Genomic DNA, 21745 nt, shown 5'->3' with positions numbered 1-21745 from the left:
AGATTAAAATTTAGCGCTGACCTTAAATCCTATACTCCGAATGGTTGGCAAATTGAAAATATCAATTCCTTGGAAACCATTCCCTGTTGATAGTGCCGCATCAGGATCAAAAGGTGCGTTGTTTTTAATAAAAAATAAGTTACGAGCTAATACCGAAATACCAACATTTTTTATTTTATTATTAAATAAAGCATCTGGTAAAGTGTATCCAAAGGAAACCTCTCTCAACCTGATGTTAGTCGCACTATACACGTATTGAGATGCCAAACCATTACGTCCATCTATTAAGTCATAGTATTTTTTGGCATCAACTTTTTTGTCGTTAACCTGAACACCGCCGTTGTCTCTAGCTGCCGCGGTAGCTGCAGATGTGCCATAAAAATCCAATACCGAGTTGGTCAACGAAACAACTTGACCACCAAAATGTCCATCGATAAGAAAACCTAAACTAAAGTTTTTATAGTCAAACTGGTTTTGGAAACCCGCTAAAAAGCGCGGATTATAATTACCGATTTTACTCAAATCATCTGAACGAAGTGGAATCCCATCGCTATCCACAATATATTTTCCGGTAGCATCTTTTTGCAATGTGCGCGAATACATGTCTCCATAAGAGCCCCCTTTTTGTACGCGTAGATCAATAAAGTCTGATGACAACGTCACATGGTCTAAACTTTTCTTAACCCCGGTAGAAGGTTCGATAAAATCATCTAACACCGTCAACACTTTGTTGCGATTAAGCGAAAAATTAAAACTTGGTGTCCAACTAAAATCTCCTGCTTTAAGGTTATACCCCAAAGTTAATTCAACCCCCTCATTTCGCACATTACCACCGTTATAGTAATACAAGCTGTGTAAAGAACTTGCAGATGGCTCTATGGCATAGATTTGATTTGTTGTAAACGACCGGTAAACATTAGCACTTAATGTAAGGCTATTGTTAAAGAAACGCCAGTCAGTACCAATCTCGTAGGATCTTGTTTTTTCAGGTTTTAACGTTGTTAAACCTTCGGCACCAATAGCCGAAACAGTACCGTTTGTAACAGCGTAAGTTGGATTTGTAGCATATTGAATGGAAGATGCACCGTTACCAACTCCAGTAACATTACCACGGATTTTCGCAAAACTTACAAAATCAGGCATCTTAAAAATTTGAGTTAGAACTGCATTTAAACCAACTGATGGGTAGAAATAGTTGTCTTTATTTGAAAAGGCTAAACTAGAATCCCAATCGTTACGGGCGGTAAGATCCAAAAAGAATTCGTCTTTAAAACCAATTGAAGCTGTGCCGAATAAAGATTGTACCTGACTTCTATTAGAATATTGGGTCGGAAAAACCCTCGAATAATCAATATTGGAGATTGAAAATACATTTGCAAAATTTAAAAGATTGCCCGATGTATTGGAACCTGAGTTTAAATTGTTTTGCAAACTCGCACCTAAATTTACGTTTAAGCTAAAATCTTCTACCTTTTTATTAAAGTTTGCCAGAACATCTGCATAAGTCTGTGTAACGGTAGATGGATTATATGTATATGACCCTTTGTTGCCAACAATGGTAGTATTAGATGAGGCAAAGTTTTGTCCCTCATAAGTATCGCTCGTACGATCTATTTTTAAACGCGCTTGAATATTGAACCAGTCTGTTAACAAATATTTAGCAGAAACAGTTCCCAAAATTCGGCTAAGTTTTTCTTGATTATTATTTCGGTTTACTATCCAATATGGATTTTGTGTGGCGATATCGCTTACCGTAAACGCAGCAGGCCAGTTTTGAACCAACAAATTTCTGCCAATATCATACGTTTCGAAGTTTTTATATTGGTTAAAATCTACGCCCCTCGGGAAAATATACAGCGGTACAATCGGGTTATAATAGAATCCTTGGTTTGGCCTATTGTTCACATCTTGCGCTATGTAGTTCGCAGTAATATCCAAGGTTAATTTATCCTTAAAAAACTGACTGCTATTACGTACGTTAAAGTTGTATTTGTTCAACTTATTATTTGGTATGATACCAGAGGAATTTGTGCTTTCGAAACCAAAATACGTTTGATTGGTCTGAGTACCTGTTTGTATAGATAAAGAGTTGGTAAACGTTTTACCAGTATTAAAAAAGTTCTCTGGATTAAAAGAAGATGGTGAACTTAGTTTAGTAGTCGCCCAACTATCATTAGAATTAGCTGCAACATCAAACTGTCCGTAGGTGTTCTGCATTTCGGGCAATTTAAAATCGTTCTCAAACGTAGAGTTTGATGAAAAATTGACAACCGTTTTACCAGCAATGCCTTTTTTAGTGGTGATTAAAATCACACCGTTAGATCCTTGGTTACCGTATAATGCAGATGCTGCCGAACCAGGTAACACGGTAATGCTCTCTACATCTTCCGAATTAAGGTTCTCGACAGCGTCGCCACGATCTTGGCCACCAAATGCGCTTCCGATTTGCGAGCTGTTATTACGAGGCATGGGTATACCATCAATTACAAATAATGCGTTATTATCACCAGTAACAGATTTACTACCGCGTAAAACAATCTTGGTAGAACCACCTAAACCTGATGAACTTCTTGTTATCTGAGCGCCGGCAATTTTACCAGACAGCGTATTGACCAAACTTGGATCTTTTACAGCATTAACATCGCTGCTTTTAAATGTCTGTACGCCATAAGTAAGTGTTTTCGATTCTCTCTTAATGCCCAGCGCAGTTACCACAACTTCGCTTAAACTATTATTGCCCGCCTGTAGTGTCACATTAATTGTGGATGATGTACCAACAACCACCTCCTTACTTTCATAGCCAACAAAACTGAAAACCAAAGTTGCAACCGGATTTACTGAAATGGAAAATTTTCCATTAGCATCAGACTGGGTACTTGTTTTAGTTCCTTTAACAAGGATACTTACCCCGGGCAGTGCGCCTGAAGATTCTGTTACCTTACCGGTAACTGTTTTCTGTGCATAAGCGACAATTGTTAAACAACTTAACAACAGAACGCTTAAACACTTCGAGTAGATTTTTTTCATAATGTCATCTGCTTTTTTGGTTAAAAATTAGTTTACTGGATTAAAATTTATTTTCGTTCTTAAAATTCACTATTCTCTATTACCAAACTTGCGGCGGCAAGTAATTCCGCATCTTCTGCCAGCTCTGAAACCACAATTTTTGTTTGTTCCGAAATTCTACCAATACAAAACTCGTGTATGGCCTGCTGTATGCTTGGAAGCCACATTTTACCAGCTCTTGCACCTCTACCTCCAAGCACAATACATTTTGGATTCATAATGTGTATCAAAGTAGCAATGCCCTTACCCAGGTGATAACCTGTTTCTGAAAGGATGGATACTGCCAAAGGATCTTGCTGCGTTACGGCAGTTAAAAAATGATCACCATGCAACATTGCTTCGTCTTCGAATAAGGTCGTCATGCTACTCTCTGCTCCCTCGGCAATTGCACTTTCGGCTTTTTCTGCCATTACCTTTAATGAAGTTTCTACCTCCAAACAACCTCGTTTACCACAAGAGCACAACTTATTAGAACTTGATAATGGCACGTGGCTAAATTCACCCGCATAACCTGTACTTCCTCTATACAATTCTCCATTTATAATCATACCAAGGCCTGTACCCCAACCAAGGTTAATTACTAGCGCGTTGCTGTAACCTTTAGCCGCGCCAAAATGCAACTCGGCCAACGCAATTAGGCTAGAGTCGTTGTCTAAAAATACCGGCAGATCTAGTTCGACACTTAAAAATTCGCTTAGGTTTAATGGCCCCTCAGTGGTGAAAAATGAATAGTTGATGCCATCTTGCTTATTGATAAAGCCGGGCATACCGATTCCCATCCCAATAAAATATTCTTTTTGCAACCCCGATTTTTGTAGTGATGTTTTGATAAAGTCTACAAGATCTTTTACGCCGATGGTTTTACTTTCTAGATTAAAATCCATGGTCTGCGTTTCCATCATTTTGTTGCGCCGCAGATCTAAAATACTAAAACGGGTAACGCGCTGATCCATAGCTACAGCAACGATGTACTTTTTATGGTTTGGATTTAACCTGAATAATGCTGCCCGCCGGCCACCACTAGAGGGTGCCAATCCTTCTTCTAACACATAGCCTTCTTCTAACAGCGCATTCACTGCTGTCGCAACCAAAGGTAAACTCCGCTGAGTTAGCTTCGTCAACTTTGCAAGAGATAGTTCGTTTTTATAGAAGAAATATTTAATTATTTCTGTCCTAAGCTTTAATCCGTTTCGTTTGGCTGCTGACATTTTTGATTTAGTTACACAAACTTAAAATAAAAATAGTATTCTACAAGAATCTTTTTCTATTTTTTTAAAAAGTTTTTTAGGCCAAAAAAAACTCCCGAATAAACTTCGGGAGTCTGTAAACATTCTGAGTGTTATAAATTTCGTTGCGGTTGGTCGGTATTTTTATTGCCGAAGCGCGTTGATGATAGAGGTGGCATCTTTTATCCTGATTCTTCTGCCAAAAAGATACAACGGATATTGAGCTTGTCCCAAGTTTGATTCGGGATTATAACGCCCAAAAACCTACAATCTATTAAAAGTTATCTAATCGGGCTTTTTATCCTCATTTAAAACTTAATGAATTCCACTAAATAATCTGTTCCATCTAATTTTATGAAGCATTGAGCCTTCACCATCCCAGCTCATCCAAATAAAGAGTGCTTTGCCAACAATATGGTCTTCAGGAACAAAGCCCCAATATCTACTGTCTGCCGAGTTGTGCCTATTGTCACCCATCATCCAATAATAATTCATTTTAAAAGTATAGGTTGTTGCAGGCTTATCGTTGATGTACCATTGCTTTCCTTTTTGCTCTACTTTGTTGCCCTCATAAGTTCTAATGGCTCGATAATACAAAGGCATGTTGTTGCTATCGATGGTAACTGTCCAACCTTTAGCCGGAATTTTTATCGGGCCAAAGTTATCTACATTCCAAACCCTGTTTGGATCATGGGGAAAAATACCAGTTTCTCGTTGCGTCAATACGGTTGGGCTTAATTTAACCGAACTTACAAAATCTAAAGCCCTAAGCTCATCGACAATGTTTGGCGATGCATTTGCGATGTAACTTTCGTTGCCAATCTGCTGCATCTCGCCTGTTCTAACCCCAAGGTCTTCCAACACAGAAAAATTCACATCTTTTGTTTTAAAATCAATTTGATAGGGCATCATTCCAGTGGCCTTTAACGGTTCTGGCTTTCCATTAATGCTCACTACGCCGGCCTTCATGCTTACTACATCGCCAGAAACCCCGATACAACGTTTTATGTAATTTTCTCGTTTATCTACCGGTCTATCTATAATGGTATAGGTGCTGCGTACTACTCCGCGGCCCATGTTGCGCACCATATTGTAATAACTATCTGCTTGATTTTCTACCGCCACCGTATCGCCTTCCGGAAAATTAAAAACAACCACGTCGTTTCTTTTAACCTCAGAAAGGCCAGGCAAACGATGATATTTCAGTTCGAATCCATCCCAGTATGCTTTTGTAGACGTAGTAAGTGGCATGGTATGGTGTGCGAAAGGAAAAGCGATTGGCGTCATCGGTATTCTGGCACCATAGTTAACCTTGCTCACAAACAAAAAATCACCTACCATTAAAGTTCGTTCCATAGACCCTGAGGGAATGGTATAGGCTTCAATAAAAAATACGCGGATAATGGTGGCTGCGATCACGGCAAACACAATAGCGTCTACCCACTCGCGCGTTTTAGATTTTTTCTTGTTGGTGGCAGTTTTATTTTTCTGCCAAAATTTGTAGCTCATATTAAAGGTATTAAAACTAACTCATTGAAATGGAGACCAGCTAATGCTTGACTTTGAGCACCAGATCGCGACAATGTTACAATTTTCGAGGCAAAAGTAGAGTCTTTCACTATTGTTTTCGGCGAATGATAAAACCATTTTGGATTCTTTCGAAACCAACTTTAGGATAATAATCCATGGCTTCTGGAGCTGATAAAAGAATTAACGTGGTATCTTCTCCTATCGCCTCTCTCGTTAAGCCAATCAATTCTTTTCCTATGCCCTGTTTCTGATAACTCGCCTTTACCGCCAAATCTGATAGATAGCAGCAGTAAACATAATCTGTTAACGAACGGGCTACACCTATCAGTTCTTCTTGATGAAATGCGCAGACAATTAGGTTTGCATTTTCATACATGTTGGCAATTCGCGCTCTGTTGCTGGTCGGCCTGTTGATTCCAGAATCGTTGTACACCTCTATTACAGCGTCAATATTAGGCATTTCATTTACTTTATAAATGATAGTTCCTATTCTAACTTCGTTTTTGCCTGTTTGCCGCAATTGATGCATTATTCAAAAATATCTGCAACGTTAAAGAAACCATTTCTATTTTGCAACCATTCGGCAGATATTACTGCGCCAAGTGCAAAACCATTTCGGTTATGTGCAGTATGTGTTATTTCTATATCGTCTACTTCGCTGCTGTATACGATAGAGTGCGTGCCGGGTATATGGTCTACTCTGTTAGACTCTATAAGAACTTGGTCTGGTTTAGCAGAAACCTCTACGGGTATATCAGTTACTTGGTTTACCCATTCATTTTTACGGTCTAAATTTTCTATCACTCCCTCTGCCAAGGTAATGGCTGTACCGCTTGGGGCGTCTAGTTTTTGGGTATGATGGGTTTCTTCCAACTGTACGTCGTACTCAGGATGATCGTTCATCAACTTGGACAAAAATTTGTTTAGCTTGAAAAATAAATTTACTCCAATACTAAAGTTAGATCCATAAAGCATGGTGCTATTGCTTTTATCGCATTCGTTTTTTACTTCTTGAAGCTTGCCATACCAACCTGTGGTTCCTACAACAACTGGCACATCAGCATCGAAACAAGCATAAATATTTTGCAACGCAGCGTCGGGTGTACTAAAATCAATGGCAACATCTGCCTTTCTTAAATTTTCTTTGGTTAGATCGAATGGATTGTCGACAGAAATTTTAAGCACAATTTCGTGTCCACGCTGTTGCGCAATTTGTTCTATTAACTGGCCCATTTTCCCGAAGCCCAGAAGTGCTATTTTCATAAATTTATGATCAAAAAGTTAACGCAAATTTTATAGATGGCACATAATTGCTGCCATATAGCGTGGTGTTTTGTAAGCAAGGCGATAGGTTAAAAGCTAGATTATCGTCTACGTTAAAAAAATGAAGTCGAGCTGCTATATAAGCATCTAACACATTGGCCAAATAAAGTAAGCCATAAGAAAAGATAACAATCTGACTGTTCCTTTTATAGGTGTTTTTTCCATTGGTAATTCCCGCATCAGAATACCGCTCGCCGAACGGCCCATTTGGATCGAATGGCGCATTATTATCAAACCTATATTGCAACTCTTTTAAGAAGATTTTATAATTTTTTCTAGCGTCGACGTAAGCGAAGGTCAACGCGCCAAACCCACCATAAATTGCACCAATTTTACCAATGGTATAAGCCTTTTGTAGCACATGGCTTTTGCCGGCGCGTTCTCCATATCCATCTTTAAGCAGTTGAATATTATATAACTGGCCCCATCCGGGCACAATTAACGACCTGATAATGGCCTTTCGTCCTGCCACTTTGCCGGGATTAATATAATTTGACTTTACCGTATCGATTTTACTTTTTGGCCCAAGCTTTTCTATCACCAACGGCGTTTTTTGCACTTGTACCGTATCAATGGGTTTTAACAAAGTATCCTTAACTTGGGCCGTTGCCAAATTTACCAACACTGTGGTACAGAAAAGGAAAACTAAAAAGTGTTTTAGGGTCTGCATTACCAATCTAATAGCTCTAAAATTCTGTTTAAATCATCGTCATTTAAAAATGGAATCTCTATAGCTCCTTTTCCATTTTCGCCTACTTTCAATTTAACGCGAGTTGCAAATTTAGATGCCAAATCATCTTGCAGCTTTCTGTGTTGAAAAGAAATCAATTTATCTGGCAGCCCTTTGTTTGCCTTTTCTCTAGATTGATGTTGAAGATTACGCACCAATTCTTCCACCTTTCTAACGGATAATCCCTTTTCTAAAATCTGTTGGTGAATAAAAAGTTGCTTATCTACTCCATCAACATTGATGATTGCCCTTGCATGGCCCATAGATATTTTTTGGTCTCTGATGGAAGCCTGAACAACTGGCGGGAGTTTTAACAGCCTAAGATAATTAGTCACCGTACTACGGCTTTTACCCACGCGGCCACTTAATTCTTCTTGTTTTAAGCCAATTTCATCAATCATACGTTGAAAACTTAAGGCCACTTCTATGGCGTTTAAATTTTCTCGTTGAATATTCTCTATCAATGCCATTTCTAGCATTTGCTGATCATTTGCGCCGCGAATATAGGCTGGAATTTTAGAAATACCAGCTAATTTCGACGCCCTAAACCGTCTTTCTCCAGAGATAATCTGATACTTGTTTGCGCCTAATTTGCGTACGGTAATTGGCTGAATTAACCCTTGCACTTTTATAGAATCTGCCAACTCGCCAAGCGCCTCCGCATCAAATTCGGTACGGGGTTGGTAAGGGTTTGTTTCTATTTCTGCGATGTTTACATGGCTAATATTGCCTACTTGAGCGCCCTCGCTTGTTGCATTAAAATTATCTCTTGCGGGTTGAGTTGCATCATTGTCATCCAAAAGCGCACTTAATCCCCTTCCTAAACCTGTTTTTCGCTGAAAAGATGTCATCTATAAAATTATAATGTTTCTGTATCTATGCTTTCTGCCTCTTTTAACAAACCATTCTTCTTTACTATTTCGCGTGCTAGGTTTAGATAATTAATAGCACCCTTACAATTGGCATCGTGCATAATTACCGAAATACCAAAACTTGGCGCTTCACTTAAACGTGTATTGCGCTGTATAATGGTATCAAAAACCAACTCGCTAAAGTGGGTACGAACCTCTTCTACTACTTGATTGGACAACCGCAAACGAACATCGTACATGGTTAGTAAAATCCCCTCAATTTCTAGTTCGGGGTTTAAACGGTTTTGAACGATTTTTATGGTGTTGAGCAATTTACCTAAGCCCTCTAAAGCAAAATATTCGCATTGTACGGGAATAATAACAGAATCTGCTGCGGTAAGTGCGTTAATGGTTATCAACCCTAAAGATGGAGAGCAATCTATGATGATAAAATCATACTGATCTCTAACCTTTTCGAGTACAGCCTTCATTTTGTACTCTCTATTATTTAGGTTGATCATTTCTATCTCGGCACCCACAAGATCTATATGGGCGGGCAAAAGATCGAGGTTTGGAGTCTCTGTTTTTTGAATAGCCAAAGAAGGCTCAACATCGTTAATGATACACTCGTAAATACTTTCTTTTATGGTACGTGGATCAAACCCAATGCCAGATGTAGAATTTGCCTGAGGATCTGCATCTACCAATAGTGTCTTAAATTCTAACACGGCCAAACTTGCGGCCAAGTTTATCGAAGAAGTAGTTTTTCCCACCCCTCCTTTTTGATTTGCTAATGCAATAATTTTGCTCATTTATCTATCCAAAAACTACGTATCGTCTAATTGCCTTGCCTTGATGTACCTGTTTTTTTAGCAAAAAACGCTACTTTTGTGCAATGTGCAGGCTATTTATCAAACAGCTAAGATACAAACTATATGGTAAATTTAACAGCTGCATGATTTGCTTTTTACACATCTTACTAACAATTAACCATGCTAACTATCATATCAGCAACAAATAGACCCGATAGTAAAACTCTAAAAGTTGCCAAACATTATCAACAAGAGTTTGCGGATAGAGGCCTGGAATCAAAAATTTTAAGTTTAGAACACCTTCCAACAGACGTGCTTAACACCGATATGTATGGGAAAAGGTCTGTTGCTTTTACAGAAATACAAAACCTCATTTCCACTACCGAAAAATTTCTTTTCGTTATGCCAGAATACAATGGCAGCTATCCTGGAGTGCTAAAGGTTTTAATCGATGCTTGTAATTTTCCAGAAAGCTTTTCAAACAAAAAGGCCGCCCTTACAGGCTTGTCGTCGGGAAAATATGGAAATATTAGAGGAGTAGACCATTTTACTGGCGTTTGTCATTATATAAATCTACACGTTCTCCCTACACGCTTACATATTCCAAACATTGTTACCGAGCTAAATGCTGATGGAAAATTGTACAAAGAAGACACCCTCCGTTTTATTAAAGATCAAGTAGAACGATTTATAAAATTCTGAAGCTACAAGGTCACTTAATTTGTGGCTTTTTTGTATTTCGCCAGTTTTTGCTTTTAAGGAAAACTCCAAATATCATTGGTAAAACTACTTGGATCTCACGCTTTTTATACGTTACTTCAAACAAAAAAAACCATTTTTAGAAATAGGGGTTTAAGAACATTAATATGCTTTTTGGCATAAAAGCGATAAAACATTAATTTTTTATAAACCTGTTTTCTACATGTTAAAGAACATAGCCATAATAGGTGGCGGTCCAAGCGCCTTGTTCATGTTTCAGCGTTTTGTGCAAGCGGGAAACGCAAGCATAACAATAGATATTTTTGAAAGAAGCCACCGCCTCGGAGCTGGCATGCCCTATAGCACTGAAGGCGCGTTAAACGAGCACATAACCAATGTGTCTGGAAATGAAATTCCAGAGTTGGTAAGTAGTGTAAGCGATTGGATTAAGACGGTTCCGAAAGAAGTATTGGACCAGTTTGACATAAATTTGGACAATTTTAGCGCATATCAGGTACTTCCACGATTACTATTTGGCGATTATTTAGAAAATCAATTTAACCTATTGATTAAAAAAGCGCAAAAAATTGGCATAGAGACAAACGTTTTTTTCAATTCAGAAGTGACTGATATTAAAGATTTCCCAAAAGAAGATAAAGTTCAGGTAGATGTAACAGGAAAGTTTAAAGGCTACTATGAGCATGTAATTATTTGTACCGGGCATACTTGGCCTAAGACATTTGAGGGGAAGGTTGATAGTTATTTTGATTCTCCTTACCCGCCAGAAAAATTAAAAGGTACATTTAATCATGCCATTGCGATAAAAGGGTCTTCTCTAACTGCAATAGACGCAATAAGAACTCTCGCCAGACAACACGGCAAATTTTCGGCTAATAAGAATAACATTCCAAAATACCAATTAGATAAAGATTGCGCCGAATTTAAAATGGTTATGCATTCCCGTCATGGTATGCTTCCTGCCGTTAGGTTTCACCTAGCTGACCCTCATTTATTAAAAGAAACGGTTTTAAGCAGAGATGAAGTGGCAAAAAACATGCAAGAAAACGATGGCTTTTTGCTGCTAGATTTTGTATTCGATAAAAATTTTAAAGAACTGTTTAAAGAGAAAGATCCGGCTTTCTATGCGAGTGTTAAAAACCTATCCATAGAACAGTTTGTAGACCAAGCCATGGAATTGAGGGAGCGGTTAGATCCATTTCAACTTTTTGAGGCAGAGTACGCCGAGGCGGATAAATCTATAAAGCGCCGAGAATCTGTTTATTGGAAAGAACTTCTTGCTGTATTAAGCTTTGCGATGAATTATCCTGCGAAGCATTTTTCTGCAGAAGACATGATCAGATTGCAGAGAACGCTGATGCCGCTTATCTCTATCGTAATTGCATTTGTTCCTCAATGTTCAGTAGAGGAACTTCTCGCCTTAAACAAAGCGGGTGTTTTACAAATGGTGGCTGTAGATGAAGCCGGAACAGAAACGCCACACCCTAATTGTGGTGCAGTTTACCATTACAAAAATGAAAATAACGAACAGGTTGCCAAACATTTTAAAACTTTTATAAATTGTGTGGGGCAACCTCATTTAAACTATAAAGATTTTCCTTTTAAAAGTTTGCTGCTCGATAAAACCATATCTCCAGCAAAATTAAAATTTAAAAACATCAACAATGCTGATAGCTGGCCTAACGATGATGTTAAGGTCGTTAGGAAATCTATTAATGGCACTTATCTGAATGTGCCGGGCATTGCAATAAACGATAATTTTCAAGCTTTAGACGAGTTTGGAGCACTAAACCCTAGGGTGTACGTAATGGCAGTACCGTACATTTCTGGCTTTAATCCTGATTATTCGGGATTAGATTTTGGCGAAGCTGCATCTAAAATTATTGCTAGAAGTCTCTGTTTATCTGATAAAAATATCGACGTGTGAAATTAGAGATGAAGGATTGCAAACCGTTGCGCACAAGCCGCTTTGGAAAGAATTTAACCAAAAAAAACTAACTAGAAAACAGCCTTTACCCTATTCGTCTTTGCTAAAAGGCATATTCCCGGCACTGCCCTTATTTCCTTTTTCATCATCGCTTCTCGCCTCTTCAGAACCAAAGTCTCCCTTGCCAAAACTCTTACCAAGGTCTTTGTCCTCTGGCTTGACTATATTATTATCGGTATGCTTGTCGCTATGGTTAGCAGGCACTAAATAATCCGGCATATTAGAACGGTCCGCAGAATTCTCTAAGTTCTTATCTTCTAAGTTTCTATTTGTTTTCTCTTCGTTGTTCATATCGTAAAATTTTAAATTTCTCTAAAAACCTCGATTGTTGTATTTATGTTTTTAAATTTTATAGAATTCGCCGAAACACTCAGTGGTTAAATAAAATATCTCTAATCTCATACCACCCTTCTATGTTCCTTTGTAAAAAATTAGTTTCAAGCACTTTATTTAAGACAAATTTACCCTACATTACGTAATCTTTTAGAGCTAACCATTTATGAGTGATTTTCAGATTAAAAAGTCGCCGACCATTTACGATGCCATTGTGGTAGGATCTGGTGCAGGCGGAGGCATGGCGGCCTATGTACTTGCAAACGCCGGACAAAAAGTGTTGATGTTAGAAGCAGGGCAATATTTCGACCCTCGTACTGACTCGCAGCAATTAAAATGGCCTTGGGAATCTCCCCGCCGTGGTGCAGGAACAAACCGTTATTTCGGGGATTTCGATGCTGCCTATGGTGGATGGAGCCTAGCTGGCGAACCCTATACCACAAAAGACAACACGTCTTTCGACTGGTTTAGATCCAGAATGCTGGGCGGCAAAACAAACCACTGGGGAAGGATTAGTTTACGTATGGGTCCAGAAGATTTTAAGCCAACTGACGGTTTGACTGACGAATGGCCAATTACATACGATGACATTAAGCCTTTTTACGATAAAGTTGACCGCTTAATTGGCATTTATGGAACTGCCGAAGGAATTCCAAGCGAACCAGATGGCATTTTTATGAAGCCACCAAAACCCCGTTTAAACGAACTTCTTATTAAAAAAGGAGCAGAAAAAGTTGGCGTTAAGGTAATTACCGGAAGAGGTGCTGTAATGACAGAGGCCATAAAAGGCAACAGTGATCGCGCGCCTTGTTTTTACTGTGGGCAGTGCAATAGAAGCTGTAAAGTATATGGCGATTTTTCTGCCTCTTCTTGCCTAGTTATTCCAGCGGTTAAAACGGGGAATTTAAAAGTTATTACAGATGCGATGGTTCGCGAGGTACTAACTGATAAAGACGGAGTAGCAACTGGAGTTTCTTATGTTAATAGAAAAGATTTACAAGAGTACCAGGTAAGCGCTAAGGTGGTTATCCTCGGGGCGAGCTCTTGTGAATCGGCTCGAATACTTCTAAATTCTAGGTCTTCGTATCATCCAAACGGACTAGCTAACAACAGCAATGTAGTAGGGAAATATTTACATGATTCTACTGGAGCAAGTGTTTCTGGCTTTTTACCTCAGCTAATGGACCGGAAACGCTACAATGAAGATGGTGTAGGAAGTGTGCACATCTATTCTCCATGGTGGTTAGATAATAAAAAACTAGATTTCCCTAGAGGTTATCATATAGAATATGGCGGTGGCATGCACATGCCAGGCTACGGCTTTGGCGGCGAGGTGCCAACGATTAATGGTTTGGCGCCCGGTAGAGATGGAAAACAAAAACCTGCTGGTGGGTATGGAGCTTCATTAAAAGACGACTACAGACGGTTTTATGGGACTGGAGTTGGTATGGCTGGCCGGGGTACAGCCATTGCTAGAGCAGACAACTACTGCGAGATAGATCCTGCAGTAGTGGACAAATACGGCATACCTGTTCTAAGATTTCATTACAAATGGGCAAAGGAGGAAATTAATCAAGCAAAGCACATGCAAGAAACTTTCCAAGGCATTATAAAGGCTATGGGAGGTATTGTTACGTCAACCATCCACGGTTCCGATACCAATTATGGTTTAGAAACTCCCGGCAGAATTATACACGAAGTCGGCACCGTTCGCATGGGCGATGACAAAACAAAATCCGCTTTAAACAAATACTGTCAGGCGCATGACTGTAGGAATCTTTTCGTAGTAGATGCAGCTCCTTTTGTTCAGCAAGGCGATAAAAATGCCACTTGGACAATCCTAGCAATGTCTATGCGTACCGCAGAATATATTTTGGCACAGAAGAAAAAACAAAACATTTAATCTAGAACGATGAACAGACGTGAATCTTTAAAGGCCTTAGGAATAGGCGCAATAAGCACAACCGTTTTATTGGAAGCGTGCAAACAAACCGACAACGCAAAAGATATTCCGCTTAAAGCAAACGATAAACCAACCGCCGGTAAAGAGGCTTGGGAAGTAGATCGCGATAAAGAACTGAACGACGAAAAATTTTTCAGTAAAGAAGAAATGGCTACCATTACTATTTTAGCTGATTTGATTATCCCAAAAGACAATATTTCTGGAAGCGCCTCTGATGCTAAGGTGCCTGACTTTATAGAATTTATTGTTAAAGACATGCCAGAGCACCAAATACCTATGCGGGGTGGCTTAAAATGGATTGATCTTCAAAGCTACAGTAGATTTCAAAAAGCATTTGTAGATGCAGGTACTGCAAACCAAAAAGCCATTTTGGATGACATAGCTTATCCAAGTACAGCAAAACCAGAGATGCATGCTGGCGTAGCGTTCTTTAACCGAATGCGCAACTTAACCGCATCGGGGTTTTTTACCACAGAAATAGGCGTAAAAGACATTGGCTATGTGGGCAATACGCCAAATCAATGGACAGGAGTTCCGCCAGATGTATTGAAACAATACGGGGTTGAAAATTTGAAAATATAAAAAAATCGCGTATAATACGCGATTTTTTTGGCTAAACTTTACCAAAAATAAATGCTTTCTCAAAATTAATCCTTTCCCCTTTTTTATAGGGATATTCTTTCCCTTAGCGTAATTGCCTTCCTCTTAAAATTTATTGATTTTTGGGCCCGCGATGGTGGCTTTTGCAACTTCGATTCCTAGCTTACTCCAATCCATGCACAGATTAACCGAAATATCACTATCTGCCCAAGTTGCCAAAGCGATCATGGCTTTGCCTTTTTTCTGGTAACCAATTACTAACGCATTTGGGTTGTTCGTTTTTACAGGGCAGTTCTCGCTACAGTATCCAATCATTTTGAAACCCGTCAGGCCGACATCCCGTGCTTTCCACAATGTTTTTGGATCACTTTTTCAGCCCACCCTAAACGGCTAGTCATTCAGTAAATCATTCCCCGCAACGGATTCCAATCATTCCTATGCATCTATATCATCAAATAAAAAGGATTGCCACTCTCCCTTATCATATTCAACTTCAGCGCAATTTGTGGCAAACTTCCATTAAAATCAAGCTAAGATTTGCCATAAAAAAAGTCCCGCTCTTTCGAACAGGACTAGTAAAACTTTATACCTATAAAAACTATTCGCCTTTTGGCTCTTTTGCAGCTTCAGTCGTATCAGAAGCAGGCACGGTATCCTTTACTGGCGCTTCTTCTTTAATTTCTTCAGTTGCAGGAACTTCTTCAGCTACTTCTGCTTTAACTTCTTCTGCAACATCTGTTGCAGGTTCGGCTGTGGTTTTTCCAGGAGATTTGGTTCTTCCTCTACGAGTAGTTTTCTTAGCTTCCTCTGTAGTTCCTTTGCCATATACTTCGTTGTAATCTACCAATTCAATCAATGCCATTTCAGCATTATCACCAGAACGGTTGTTCAACTTAATAATACGGGTATATCCACCAGGGCGACTCGCTACTTTTTCAGAAATTTCTCTAAAAAGAATGGTTATAGCTTCTTTATCTTGCAAGTAAGAAAACACAGTACGGCGAGAGTGCGTAGTATCGTTCTTAGACTTTGTAATGATTGGCTCTACATACATGCGCAAAGCTTTAGCTTTTGCTAGCGTTGTAGAAATTCTCTTGTGCTTAATAAGCGATATAGCCATATTGGCTAACATTGCTTTGCGGTGGCTATCGGTTCTGCCTAAGTGGTTTACTTTTTTACCGTGTCTCATTGTGTTTTGATTAAGTGTATACCGTCTCGTTTAAGCGAGGGATTTATACACTGTGAATATTAATTGTTAAGTTGTACGTTCTAAGTTATACGTACTACGTAACACTAAGAACGTGTAACATTTTATTCTTCGTCTAACTTAAATTTAGACAAGTTCATACCAAAAGATAATCCTTTCGATTTAACAAGTTCCTGAATTTCAGTTAAAGATTTCTTACCAAAATTTCTAAACTTCAGCATATCTGCCACATCGTAGCTAACTAAATCTGCAAGGGTACGAATATCTGCAGCTTTTAAGCAATTTAATGCCCGTACTGAAAGATCCATATCTACCAATTCTGTTTTAAGGATCTTACGCATGTGCAAAATTTCCTCATCAACTTCTTTAGTTTCTTCTTTAGCTTGAGATTCTAAAACGAGATTCTCATCAGAGAACAACATAAAGTGCTGAATCAAAATTTTCGCTGCTTCCTTTAAAGCTTCTTCAGGGTGGATAGATCCATCAGTAGAAATATCTAAAATCAGCTTTTCGTAATCTGTTTTCTGTTCTACCCTGAAGTTCTCAATAGTATACTTTACGTTCTTCATTGGCGTATAGATGGAGTCGATAGCAATAACACCGACTACGGCATCAGCTAATTTATTCTCCTCTGCAGCCACATAGCCACGTCCCTTATTAACAGTAAGCTCCACTTCTAAAGTTACCGACTTATCCATATTACAGATTACGTGATCTGGATTTAAAACGGTAAAGTTATTAGAGAATTTAGTAATATCGCCAGCTTTGAACTGATCTTGACTGTTAACGATAATAAAAATCTTCTCAGCATCACCAGAATCACCTGATTTCTTAAAACGCACTTGTTTTAAATTCAAAATGATGTCTGTTAAATCTTCTACAACACCCTTAAGGGTAGAAAATTCGTGCGAAACGCCCGAAAAACGAATATTTGTAATAGCATAACCCTCTAACGAAGAAAGCAATATTCTTCTTAGCGCGTTACCAATTGTTACTCCGAAACCGGGCTCTAATGGACGAAATTCAAATACGCCCGAGAAATCGTTCGATTTCTGCATAATAACCTTGTCTGGTTTCTGAAATGCTAAAATTGCCATTTATGTTTATTTAAACTCGTTATTAAATATTTATGGTAATATAAAAGTGTTAAAGACCATACAATAGCCTTTAACACTTTTATAAATTACTTAGAGTAAAGCTCTACGATTAAGTTTTCTTTGATGTTTTCTGGAATTTCATCACGTTGAGGATAAGTTAAAAACTTGCCACTCAATTGATTTGCATCGAAATCCAACCAACCAAACTTGTTAATCTTACGACCAGCAACAGCGTTCGAAATAGACTCTAAAGATTTAGATTTCTCTCTAACCGCAATTACGTCTCCAGCTCTTAATTGGTAAGATGGGATATTAACAACCTCTCCATTAACTGTAATGTGCTTGTGGCTAACCAATTGGCGAGCCCCAGAACGGGTAACAGCAAAACCTAAACGGTAAACAGCATTGTCTAACCGTGCCTCTAACAATTGCAACAAGTTATCACCTGTAATGCCTGCACGAGACGAAGCTTTTTTGAAAAGATTACTAAATTGTTTTTCTAATACACCGTAAGTATATTTAACTTTCTGCTTTTCCATTAACTGGATAGCATATTCTGATTGTTTTCCTCTTCTTTTAGATGAGCCATGTTGGCCTGGAGGATAATTTTTTCTGTCTAAAACCTTGTCAGGACCAAAAATTGGTTCTCTGAACTTACGGGCTATCTTACTTTTTGGGCCTGTATATCTTGCCATTTTTTTTTGCGTTTTTTAAAGTATCGTCCAGCCTAAAACAGGAGATTCTTATCTTTAAAATTAATTAAACTCTTCTCTTTTTTGGAGGACGACATCCGTTGTGTGGAAGTGGAGTAATATCTCTAATAGAATTTACTTCTATACCCGCTACCTGCAAAGTTCTAATGGCCGACTCACGACCAGAACCTGGACCTTTAACAAATACATCTACCTTACGTAAGCCAAGATCAAATGCAGCTTTACCACAATCTGAAGCTGCTTGTCCTGCTGCATAAGGAGTGTTCTTTTTTGAACCTCTAAAGCCCATTTTACCAGCAGACGACCATGAAATACATTGTCCGTTTGTGTTGGTTAAGGTAACGATGATGTTATTAAAAGTAGCATTGATATGAGCTTCGCCCACTGATTCTACAACAACGACACGTTTTTTTGTAACTTTTTTACTTTTAGCCATTTTTTATTTTAGATATGAGACATGAGATATGAGTATTGAGACTTCATTCTCGCTCACACCACTATCTTAACTATTTACAACGTTAGATCGAGAAGTTGACTGGATGATACAATTGTTTCGTATCTCAAATCTAACAGCTCAAATCTTTTTTCTATTTAGTAGCTTTTTTCTTGTTTGCAACTGTCTTTCTCTTTCCTTTTCTGGTACGAGAGTTGTTTTTGGTACGCTGACCACGAGAAGGTAAACCTTTTCTATGACGCAAACCACGGTAACAACCAATATCCATCAAGCGCTTAATGTTAAGCTGAACTTCTGAACGCAAAGCACCTTCTACTTTGATTTCGTCGTTAATGATGGTACGAATTGCTGTCAACTCATCGTCAGACCATGTTTCAACTTTCTTATTGAAGTCGATTCCCGCCTGGGTTAAAATGCGTTGAGCAGTAGTTTTGCCTATACCATAAATGTAGGTTAAGCCAATTTCTCCTCTTTTGTTTCTCGGTAAATCTATACCTGATATCCTTGCCATATTTGTAAATTGATTTTAAATAAACGATCGAACGGCGGGCCACCGTTGTACGAACCTCGCTCTAATGTTTAATTATCCCTGACGTTGCTTGAACTTAGGATTCTTCTTGTTGATTACGTAAAGTTTTCCCTTACGACGAATAATCTTGCAATCTACGCTACGTTTTTTAATTGACGATCTAACTTTCATTTCTATTTGTATCTATAAGTAATGCGACCTTTCGTTAAGTCGTAAGGCGACATTTCTAATTTAACTTTATCTCCAGGTAAAATCTTTATATAATGCATGCGCATTTTACCAGATATGTGCGCAATAATTTCGTGCCCGTTTTCTAATTCTACCCTAAACATAGCATTAGATAACGCTTCTCTTATTACTCCGTCTTGTTCAATTGAGGCTTGTTTAGCCATATTATACTGATTGTTACTTAATTACCTGCCTCTAAACAGGGACGCAAAATTAAATAAAATAATCCAATATTTTATTCTTTTTTTCGTAAAACTTCTTCTATGTAATCAAACGTAGACAAAATATCTGCTTGTCCCTTCTTTATTGCCACAGAGTGCTCAAAATGAGCCGAAGGTTTATTGTCTTTGCTCGTTACAGTCCACCCATCGGCATGAAAATTAATACCGGCAACACCAGCATTAATCATAGGCTCTATGGCAATTACCATACCTTCTTCAAGCTTAGGGCCATTGCCCCTCTTGCCGTAGTTTGGTATTTCTGGTTTTTCATGCAACTGCGCACCAACTCCATGACCTACCAATTCTCTAACCACCCCAAAACCATTGCTTTCTGCACATTGCTGTACGGCAAAGCCGATATCACCAACTCGCATTCCAACAATAGCTTTTTCTATGCCTAAACGTAAACATTCTTGGGTAACCTTTACAAGCTTCTTCTTTTCTTCAGAGATCTCTCCAATAGAAAACGTATAAGCAGAATCACCAAAGTATTTATTTTTAATTACGCCACAGTCTACAGAAATCAAATCGCCTTCCTCAATCACATAATCATTAGGAAAACCATGAACTACTTGATCATTAGGCGAAATGCATAAAGAATTTGGGAAGCCATTATAATTAAGAAAAGCCGGCACTGCGCCATGGTCGCTAATAAACTCAAAAGCAAGTTTATCTAACTTAATTGTGGTAACCCCTGGTGCAATTATTTTAGCCACCTCGGCCAAAGTTTTAGACACCAACAAATTGCTTTCTCGAATAAGCTCGATTTCTTCTAACGATTTGTAATAAATTTTAGACATGTTAACCTGCTACAAAACGGCATTGCTGCTCGCTGCTGGAACTCCTGCCCTTCCACTTATTCTACCTGTTTTCATTAAACCATCATAATGGCGCATTAACAAGTAACTTTCTATTTGCTGGAGTGTATCTAACACTACGCCAACCAAAATCAATAGAGATGTTCCTCCAAAAAATTGGGCGAACTCTTGTTTGATACCAAATTTTACCGCGATTGAAGGTAAGATGGCAATAATGGCCAAAAAGATGGCACCTGGAAAGGTAATCTTAGAAATTACATCATCAATGAAAGTTGAAGTTGCCAAACCCGGCTTTATACCTGGAATAAAGCCACCATTCTTTTTCATATCGTCGCTCATTTGAACAGGGTTAACTGTAATAGCGGTATAGAAAAATGTAAATAAGATAATTAAAATTGCAAATGTAAGGCTATAAGCCAAAGAAACAGGATTGCTAAATTGAATTAACCAAGAACCCTGTAAAGAAGGTACAAAAGAAGTAAGTGCACCTGGAATAAACATCAACGCCTGCGCGAAAATGATAGGCATTACACCTGCAGCATTTACCTTTAAAGGAATATACTGGCGAACACCACCAAACTGTCTGTTTCCAACAATTTTCTTTGCATATTGAACTGGCACTTTTCTAACTCCCTGAACAATTAAGATGGTAAACATTACCACTGCAAATAAGGCAACGGTTTCTATTACCAAGGCAACAGGGCCACCGCCAGTACTCGATGCACCAACTTTATCAGAAAATTCTTGACTTAACGCAACAGGTAAACGTGCAATGATGCCAATCATTATAATTAACGAAACACCATTACCAATTCCCTTATCGGTAATTTTTTCACCAAGCCACATTACAAATAATGTACCCGCTGTAAGCACGATAACAGAAAGAATATAGAAAAGCGTAACTGGCATTAAAATAGCTTCTACTGGTACCTGCGTTTTAACGTATCCAATAGATTGCACAATGGTAATCAAAACTGTCAGATACCTTGTAATCTGATCCATTTTTTTCTGTCCACTCGCACCCTCTTTTTGCATTTTTTGAAACGAAGGTACAGCAACGCCAAGTAACTGAACAACGATGGATGCCGAAATGTACGGCATAACCCCCAACGCTAAAATAGACACTCGCGAAAACGAACCACCGGCAAACATATCCAACAGGCCTAAAAGACCAGACTTCGTTGTATTTCCTAATGCACTCGGGTTTACACCTGGCATAACCACGTGAGAAACAAAACGGTAAATTAAAAGAATTAAGAACGTAAACAAAATACGTTCTTTTAATTCTTCAATTTTCCAAATATTACTTATAGTCGTAATTAGCTTTTTCATGTACTAGT

General features: G+C 38.6%; 23 protein-coding genes. 4 read left to right on the top strand and 19 right to left on the bottom strand.

The window, feature by feature from the left end; genetic code table 11:
* Positions 1 to 3: 3 nt before the first annotated feature.
* The 8 genes from ABIB40_RS03955 to ABIB40_RS03920 form a co-directional block, all read right to left on the bottom strand.
* Positions 4 to 3027 carry a SusC/RagA family TonB-linked outer membrane protein gene (locus tag ABIB40_RS03955; protein ID WP_354356189.1) on the bottom strand — a complete coding sequence of 1008 codons (3024 nt, stop codon included), beginning with the start codon at positions 3025 to 3027 and terminating at the stop codon, positions 4 to 6.
* A gap of 59 nt (positions 3028 to 3086) precedes the next feature.
* A complete protein-coding gene (locus ABIB40_RS03950; protein ID WP_354356187.1) occupies positions 3087 to 4274 on the bottom strand; it encodes an ROK family protein in 1188 nt (395 codons plus the stop codon).
* A 333-nt stretch (positions 4275 to 4607) separates the two neighbouring features.
* On the bottom strand, positions 4608 to 5801 hold the full coding sequence (gene lepB, locus ABIB40_RS03945) for a signal peptidase I (RefSeq protein WP_354356185.1): 1194 nt from the start codon (positions 5799 to 5801) through the stop codon (positions 4608 to 4610).
* Positions 5802 to 5910: 109 nt separating this feature from the next.
* Entirely contained in the window at positions 5911 to 6351 is a 441-nt protein-coding gene (locus tag ABIB40_RS03940) for a GNAT family N-acetyltransferase (RefSeq protein WP_354356183.1), read from the bottom strand.
* A complete protein-coding gene (gene dapB, locus ABIB40_RS03935) occupies positions 6351 to 7085 on the bottom strand; it encodes a 4-hydroxy-tetrahydrodipicolinate reductase (RefSeq protein ID WP_354356181.1) in 735 nt (244 codons plus the stop codon). The genes ABIB40_RS03940 and dapB overlap by 1 nt, the downstream gene beginning before the upstream one ends.
* A gap of 10 nt (positions 7086 to 7095) precedes the next feature.
* On the bottom strand, positions 7096 to 7815 hold the full coding sequence (locus ABIB40_RS03930; protein ID WP_354356179.1) for a DUF5683 domain-containing protein: 720 nt from the start codon (positions 7813 to 7815) through the stop codon (positions 7096 to 7098).
* Positions 7815 to 8726, bottom strand: a complete 912-nt coding sequence (locus ABIB40_RS03925; protein ID WP_354356177.1) for a ParB/RepB/Spo0J family partition protein — start codon at positions 8724 to 8726, stop codon at positions 7815 to 7817. The genes ABIB40_RS03930 and ABIB40_RS03925 overlap by 1 nt, the downstream gene beginning before the upstream one ends.
* An 8-nt stretch (positions 8727 to 8734) precedes the next feature.
* Positions 8735 to 9538: a ParA family protein gene (locus ABIB40_RS03920; RefSeq protein ID WP_354356175.1), complete on the bottom strand. Its 804-nt coding sequence runs from the start codon at positions 9536 to 9538 to the stop codon at positions 8735 to 8737.
* Positions 9539 to 9718: 180 nt separating this feature from the next.
* Between ABIB40_RS03920 and ABIB40_RS03915 the strand changes: the two genes are divergently transcribed.
* Together ABIB40_RS03915 and ABIB40_RS03910 are read left to right on the top strand one after the other, a co-directional pair.
* A complete protein-coding gene (locus ABIB40_RS03915; RefSeq protein ID WP_354356173.1) occupies positions 9719 to 10240 on the top strand; it encodes an NADPH-dependent FMN reductase in 522 nt (173 codons plus the stop codon).
* 220 nt (positions 10241 to 10460) lie between these two features.
* The gene (locus ABIB40_RS03910) at positions 10461 to 12182 is read left to right on the top strand and encodes an FAD/NAD(P)-binding protein (protein ID WP_354356171.1); all 1722 of its coding nucleotides are present in this window, start codon (positions 10461 to 10463) and stop codon (positions 12180 to 12182) included.
* A gap of 90 nt (positions 12183 to 12272) precedes the next feature.
* Here ABIB40_RS03910 and ABIB40_RS03905 read toward each other — a convergent pair whose 3' ends face one another.
* Positions 12273 to 12533: a hypothetical protein gene (locus ABIB40_RS03905; RefSeq protein WP_354356169.1), complete on the bottom strand. Its 261-nt coding sequence runs from the start codon at positions 12531 to 12533 to the stop codon at positions 12273 to 12275.
* Positions 12534 to 12741: 208 nt separating this feature from the next.
* On the opposite strand from ABIB40_RS03905, the gene ABIB40_RS03900 reads away from it, so the two are divergent.
* Entirely contained in the window at positions 12742 to 14478 is a 1737-nt protein-coding gene (locus ABIB40_RS03900) for a GMC oxidoreductase (protein ID WP_354356167.1), read from the top strand.
* 9 nt (positions 14479 to 14487) lie between these two features.
* A complete protein-coding gene (locus ABIB40_RS03895; protein ID WP_354356165.1) occupies positions 14488 to 15120 on the top strand; it encodes a gluconate 2-dehydrogenase subunit 3 family protein in 633 nt (210 codons plus the stop codon).
* A gap of 123 nt (positions 15121 to 15243) precedes the next feature.
* Here the strand turns inward: ABIB40_RS03895 and ABIB40_RS03890 are convergent, their stop codons facing one another.
* The 10 genes from ABIB40_RS03890 to secY form a co-directional block, all read right to left on the bottom strand.
* A complete protein-coding gene (locus ABIB40_RS03890; RefSeq protein WP_502931047.1) occupies positions 15244 to 15492 on the bottom strand; it encodes a hypothetical protein in 249 nt (82 codons plus the stop codon).
* Positions 15493 to 15736: 244 nt separating this feature from the next.
* Positions 15737 to 16327 (bottom strand): 50S ribosomal protein L17, encoded by a 591-nt coding sequence (gene rplQ / locus ABIB40_RS03885; RefSeq protein ID WP_354356163.1) that lies wholly within the window; start codon positions 16325 to 16327, stop codon positions 15737 to 15739.
* A 122-nt stretch (positions 16328 to 16449) separates the two neighbouring features.
* Positions 16450 to 17442: a DNA-directed RNA polymerase subunit alpha gene (locus tag ABIB40_RS03880; protein WP_354356161.1), complete on the bottom strand. Its 993-nt coding sequence runs from the start codon at positions 17440 to 17442 to the stop codon at positions 16450 to 16452.
* Positions 17443 to 17528: 86 nt separating this feature from the next.
* The gene (gene rpsD, locus ABIB40_RS03875) at positions 17529 to 18137 is read right to left on the bottom strand and encodes a 30S ribosomal protein S4 (protein ID WP_354356159.1); all 609 of its coding nucleotides are present in this window, start codon (positions 18135 to 18137) and stop codon (positions 17529 to 17531) included.
* Positions 18138 to 18201: 64 nt separating this feature from the next.
* Positions 18202 to 18591, bottom strand: coding sequence for a 30S ribosomal protein S11 (gene rpsK, locus ABIB40_RS03870; RefSeq protein WP_354356157.1), 390 nt, complete (start codon positions 18589 to 18591; stop codon positions 18202 to 18204).
* A gap of 151 nt (positions 18592 to 18742) precedes the next feature.
* Positions 18743 to 19120, bottom strand: a complete 378-nt coding sequence (rpsM, locus tag ABIB40_RS03865; RefSeq protein WP_354356155.1) for a 30S ribosomal protein S13 — start codon at positions 19118 to 19120, stop codon at positions 18743 to 18745.
* A gap of 72 nt (positions 19121 to 19192) precedes the next feature.
* A complete protein-coding gene (gene rpmJ, locus ABIB40_RS03860) occupies positions 19193 to 19309 on the bottom strand; it encodes a 50S ribosomal protein L36 (protein ID WP_354356153.1) in 117 nt (38 codons plus the stop codon).
* Between the two features lie 2 nt (positions 19310 to 19311).
* Positions 19312 to 19530 (bottom strand): translation initiation factor IF-1, encoded by a 219-nt coding sequence (infA, locus tag ABIB40_RS03855; protein WP_010599888.1) that lies wholly within the window; start codon positions 19528 to 19530, stop codon positions 19312 to 19314.
* 71 nt (positions 19531 to 19601) lie between these two features.
* Positions 19602 to 20387, bottom strand: coding sequence for a type I methionyl aminopeptidase (gene map, locus ABIB40_RS03850; RefSeq protein WP_354356151.1), 786 nt, complete (start codon positions 20385 to 20387; stop codon positions 19602 to 19604).
* 9 nt (positions 20388 to 20396) lie between these two features.
* Entirely contained in the window at positions 20397 to 21737 is a 1341-nt protein-coding gene (gene secY, locus ABIB40_RS03845; protein ID WP_354356149.1) for a preprotein translocase subunit SecY, read from the bottom strand.
* Positions 21738 to 21745: the final 8 nt, after the last annotated feature.

Origin of the sequence: Pedobacter sp. UYP30 (assembly GCF_040547165.1) — a bacterium.
GTDB lineage: Bacteria > Bacteroidota > Bacteroidia > Sphingobacteriales > Sphingobacteriaceae > Pedobacter.
The sequence above is the reverse complement of the archived record's forward strand: the minus strand, read 5'-3'. Positions and strand labels throughout refer to the sequence as shown.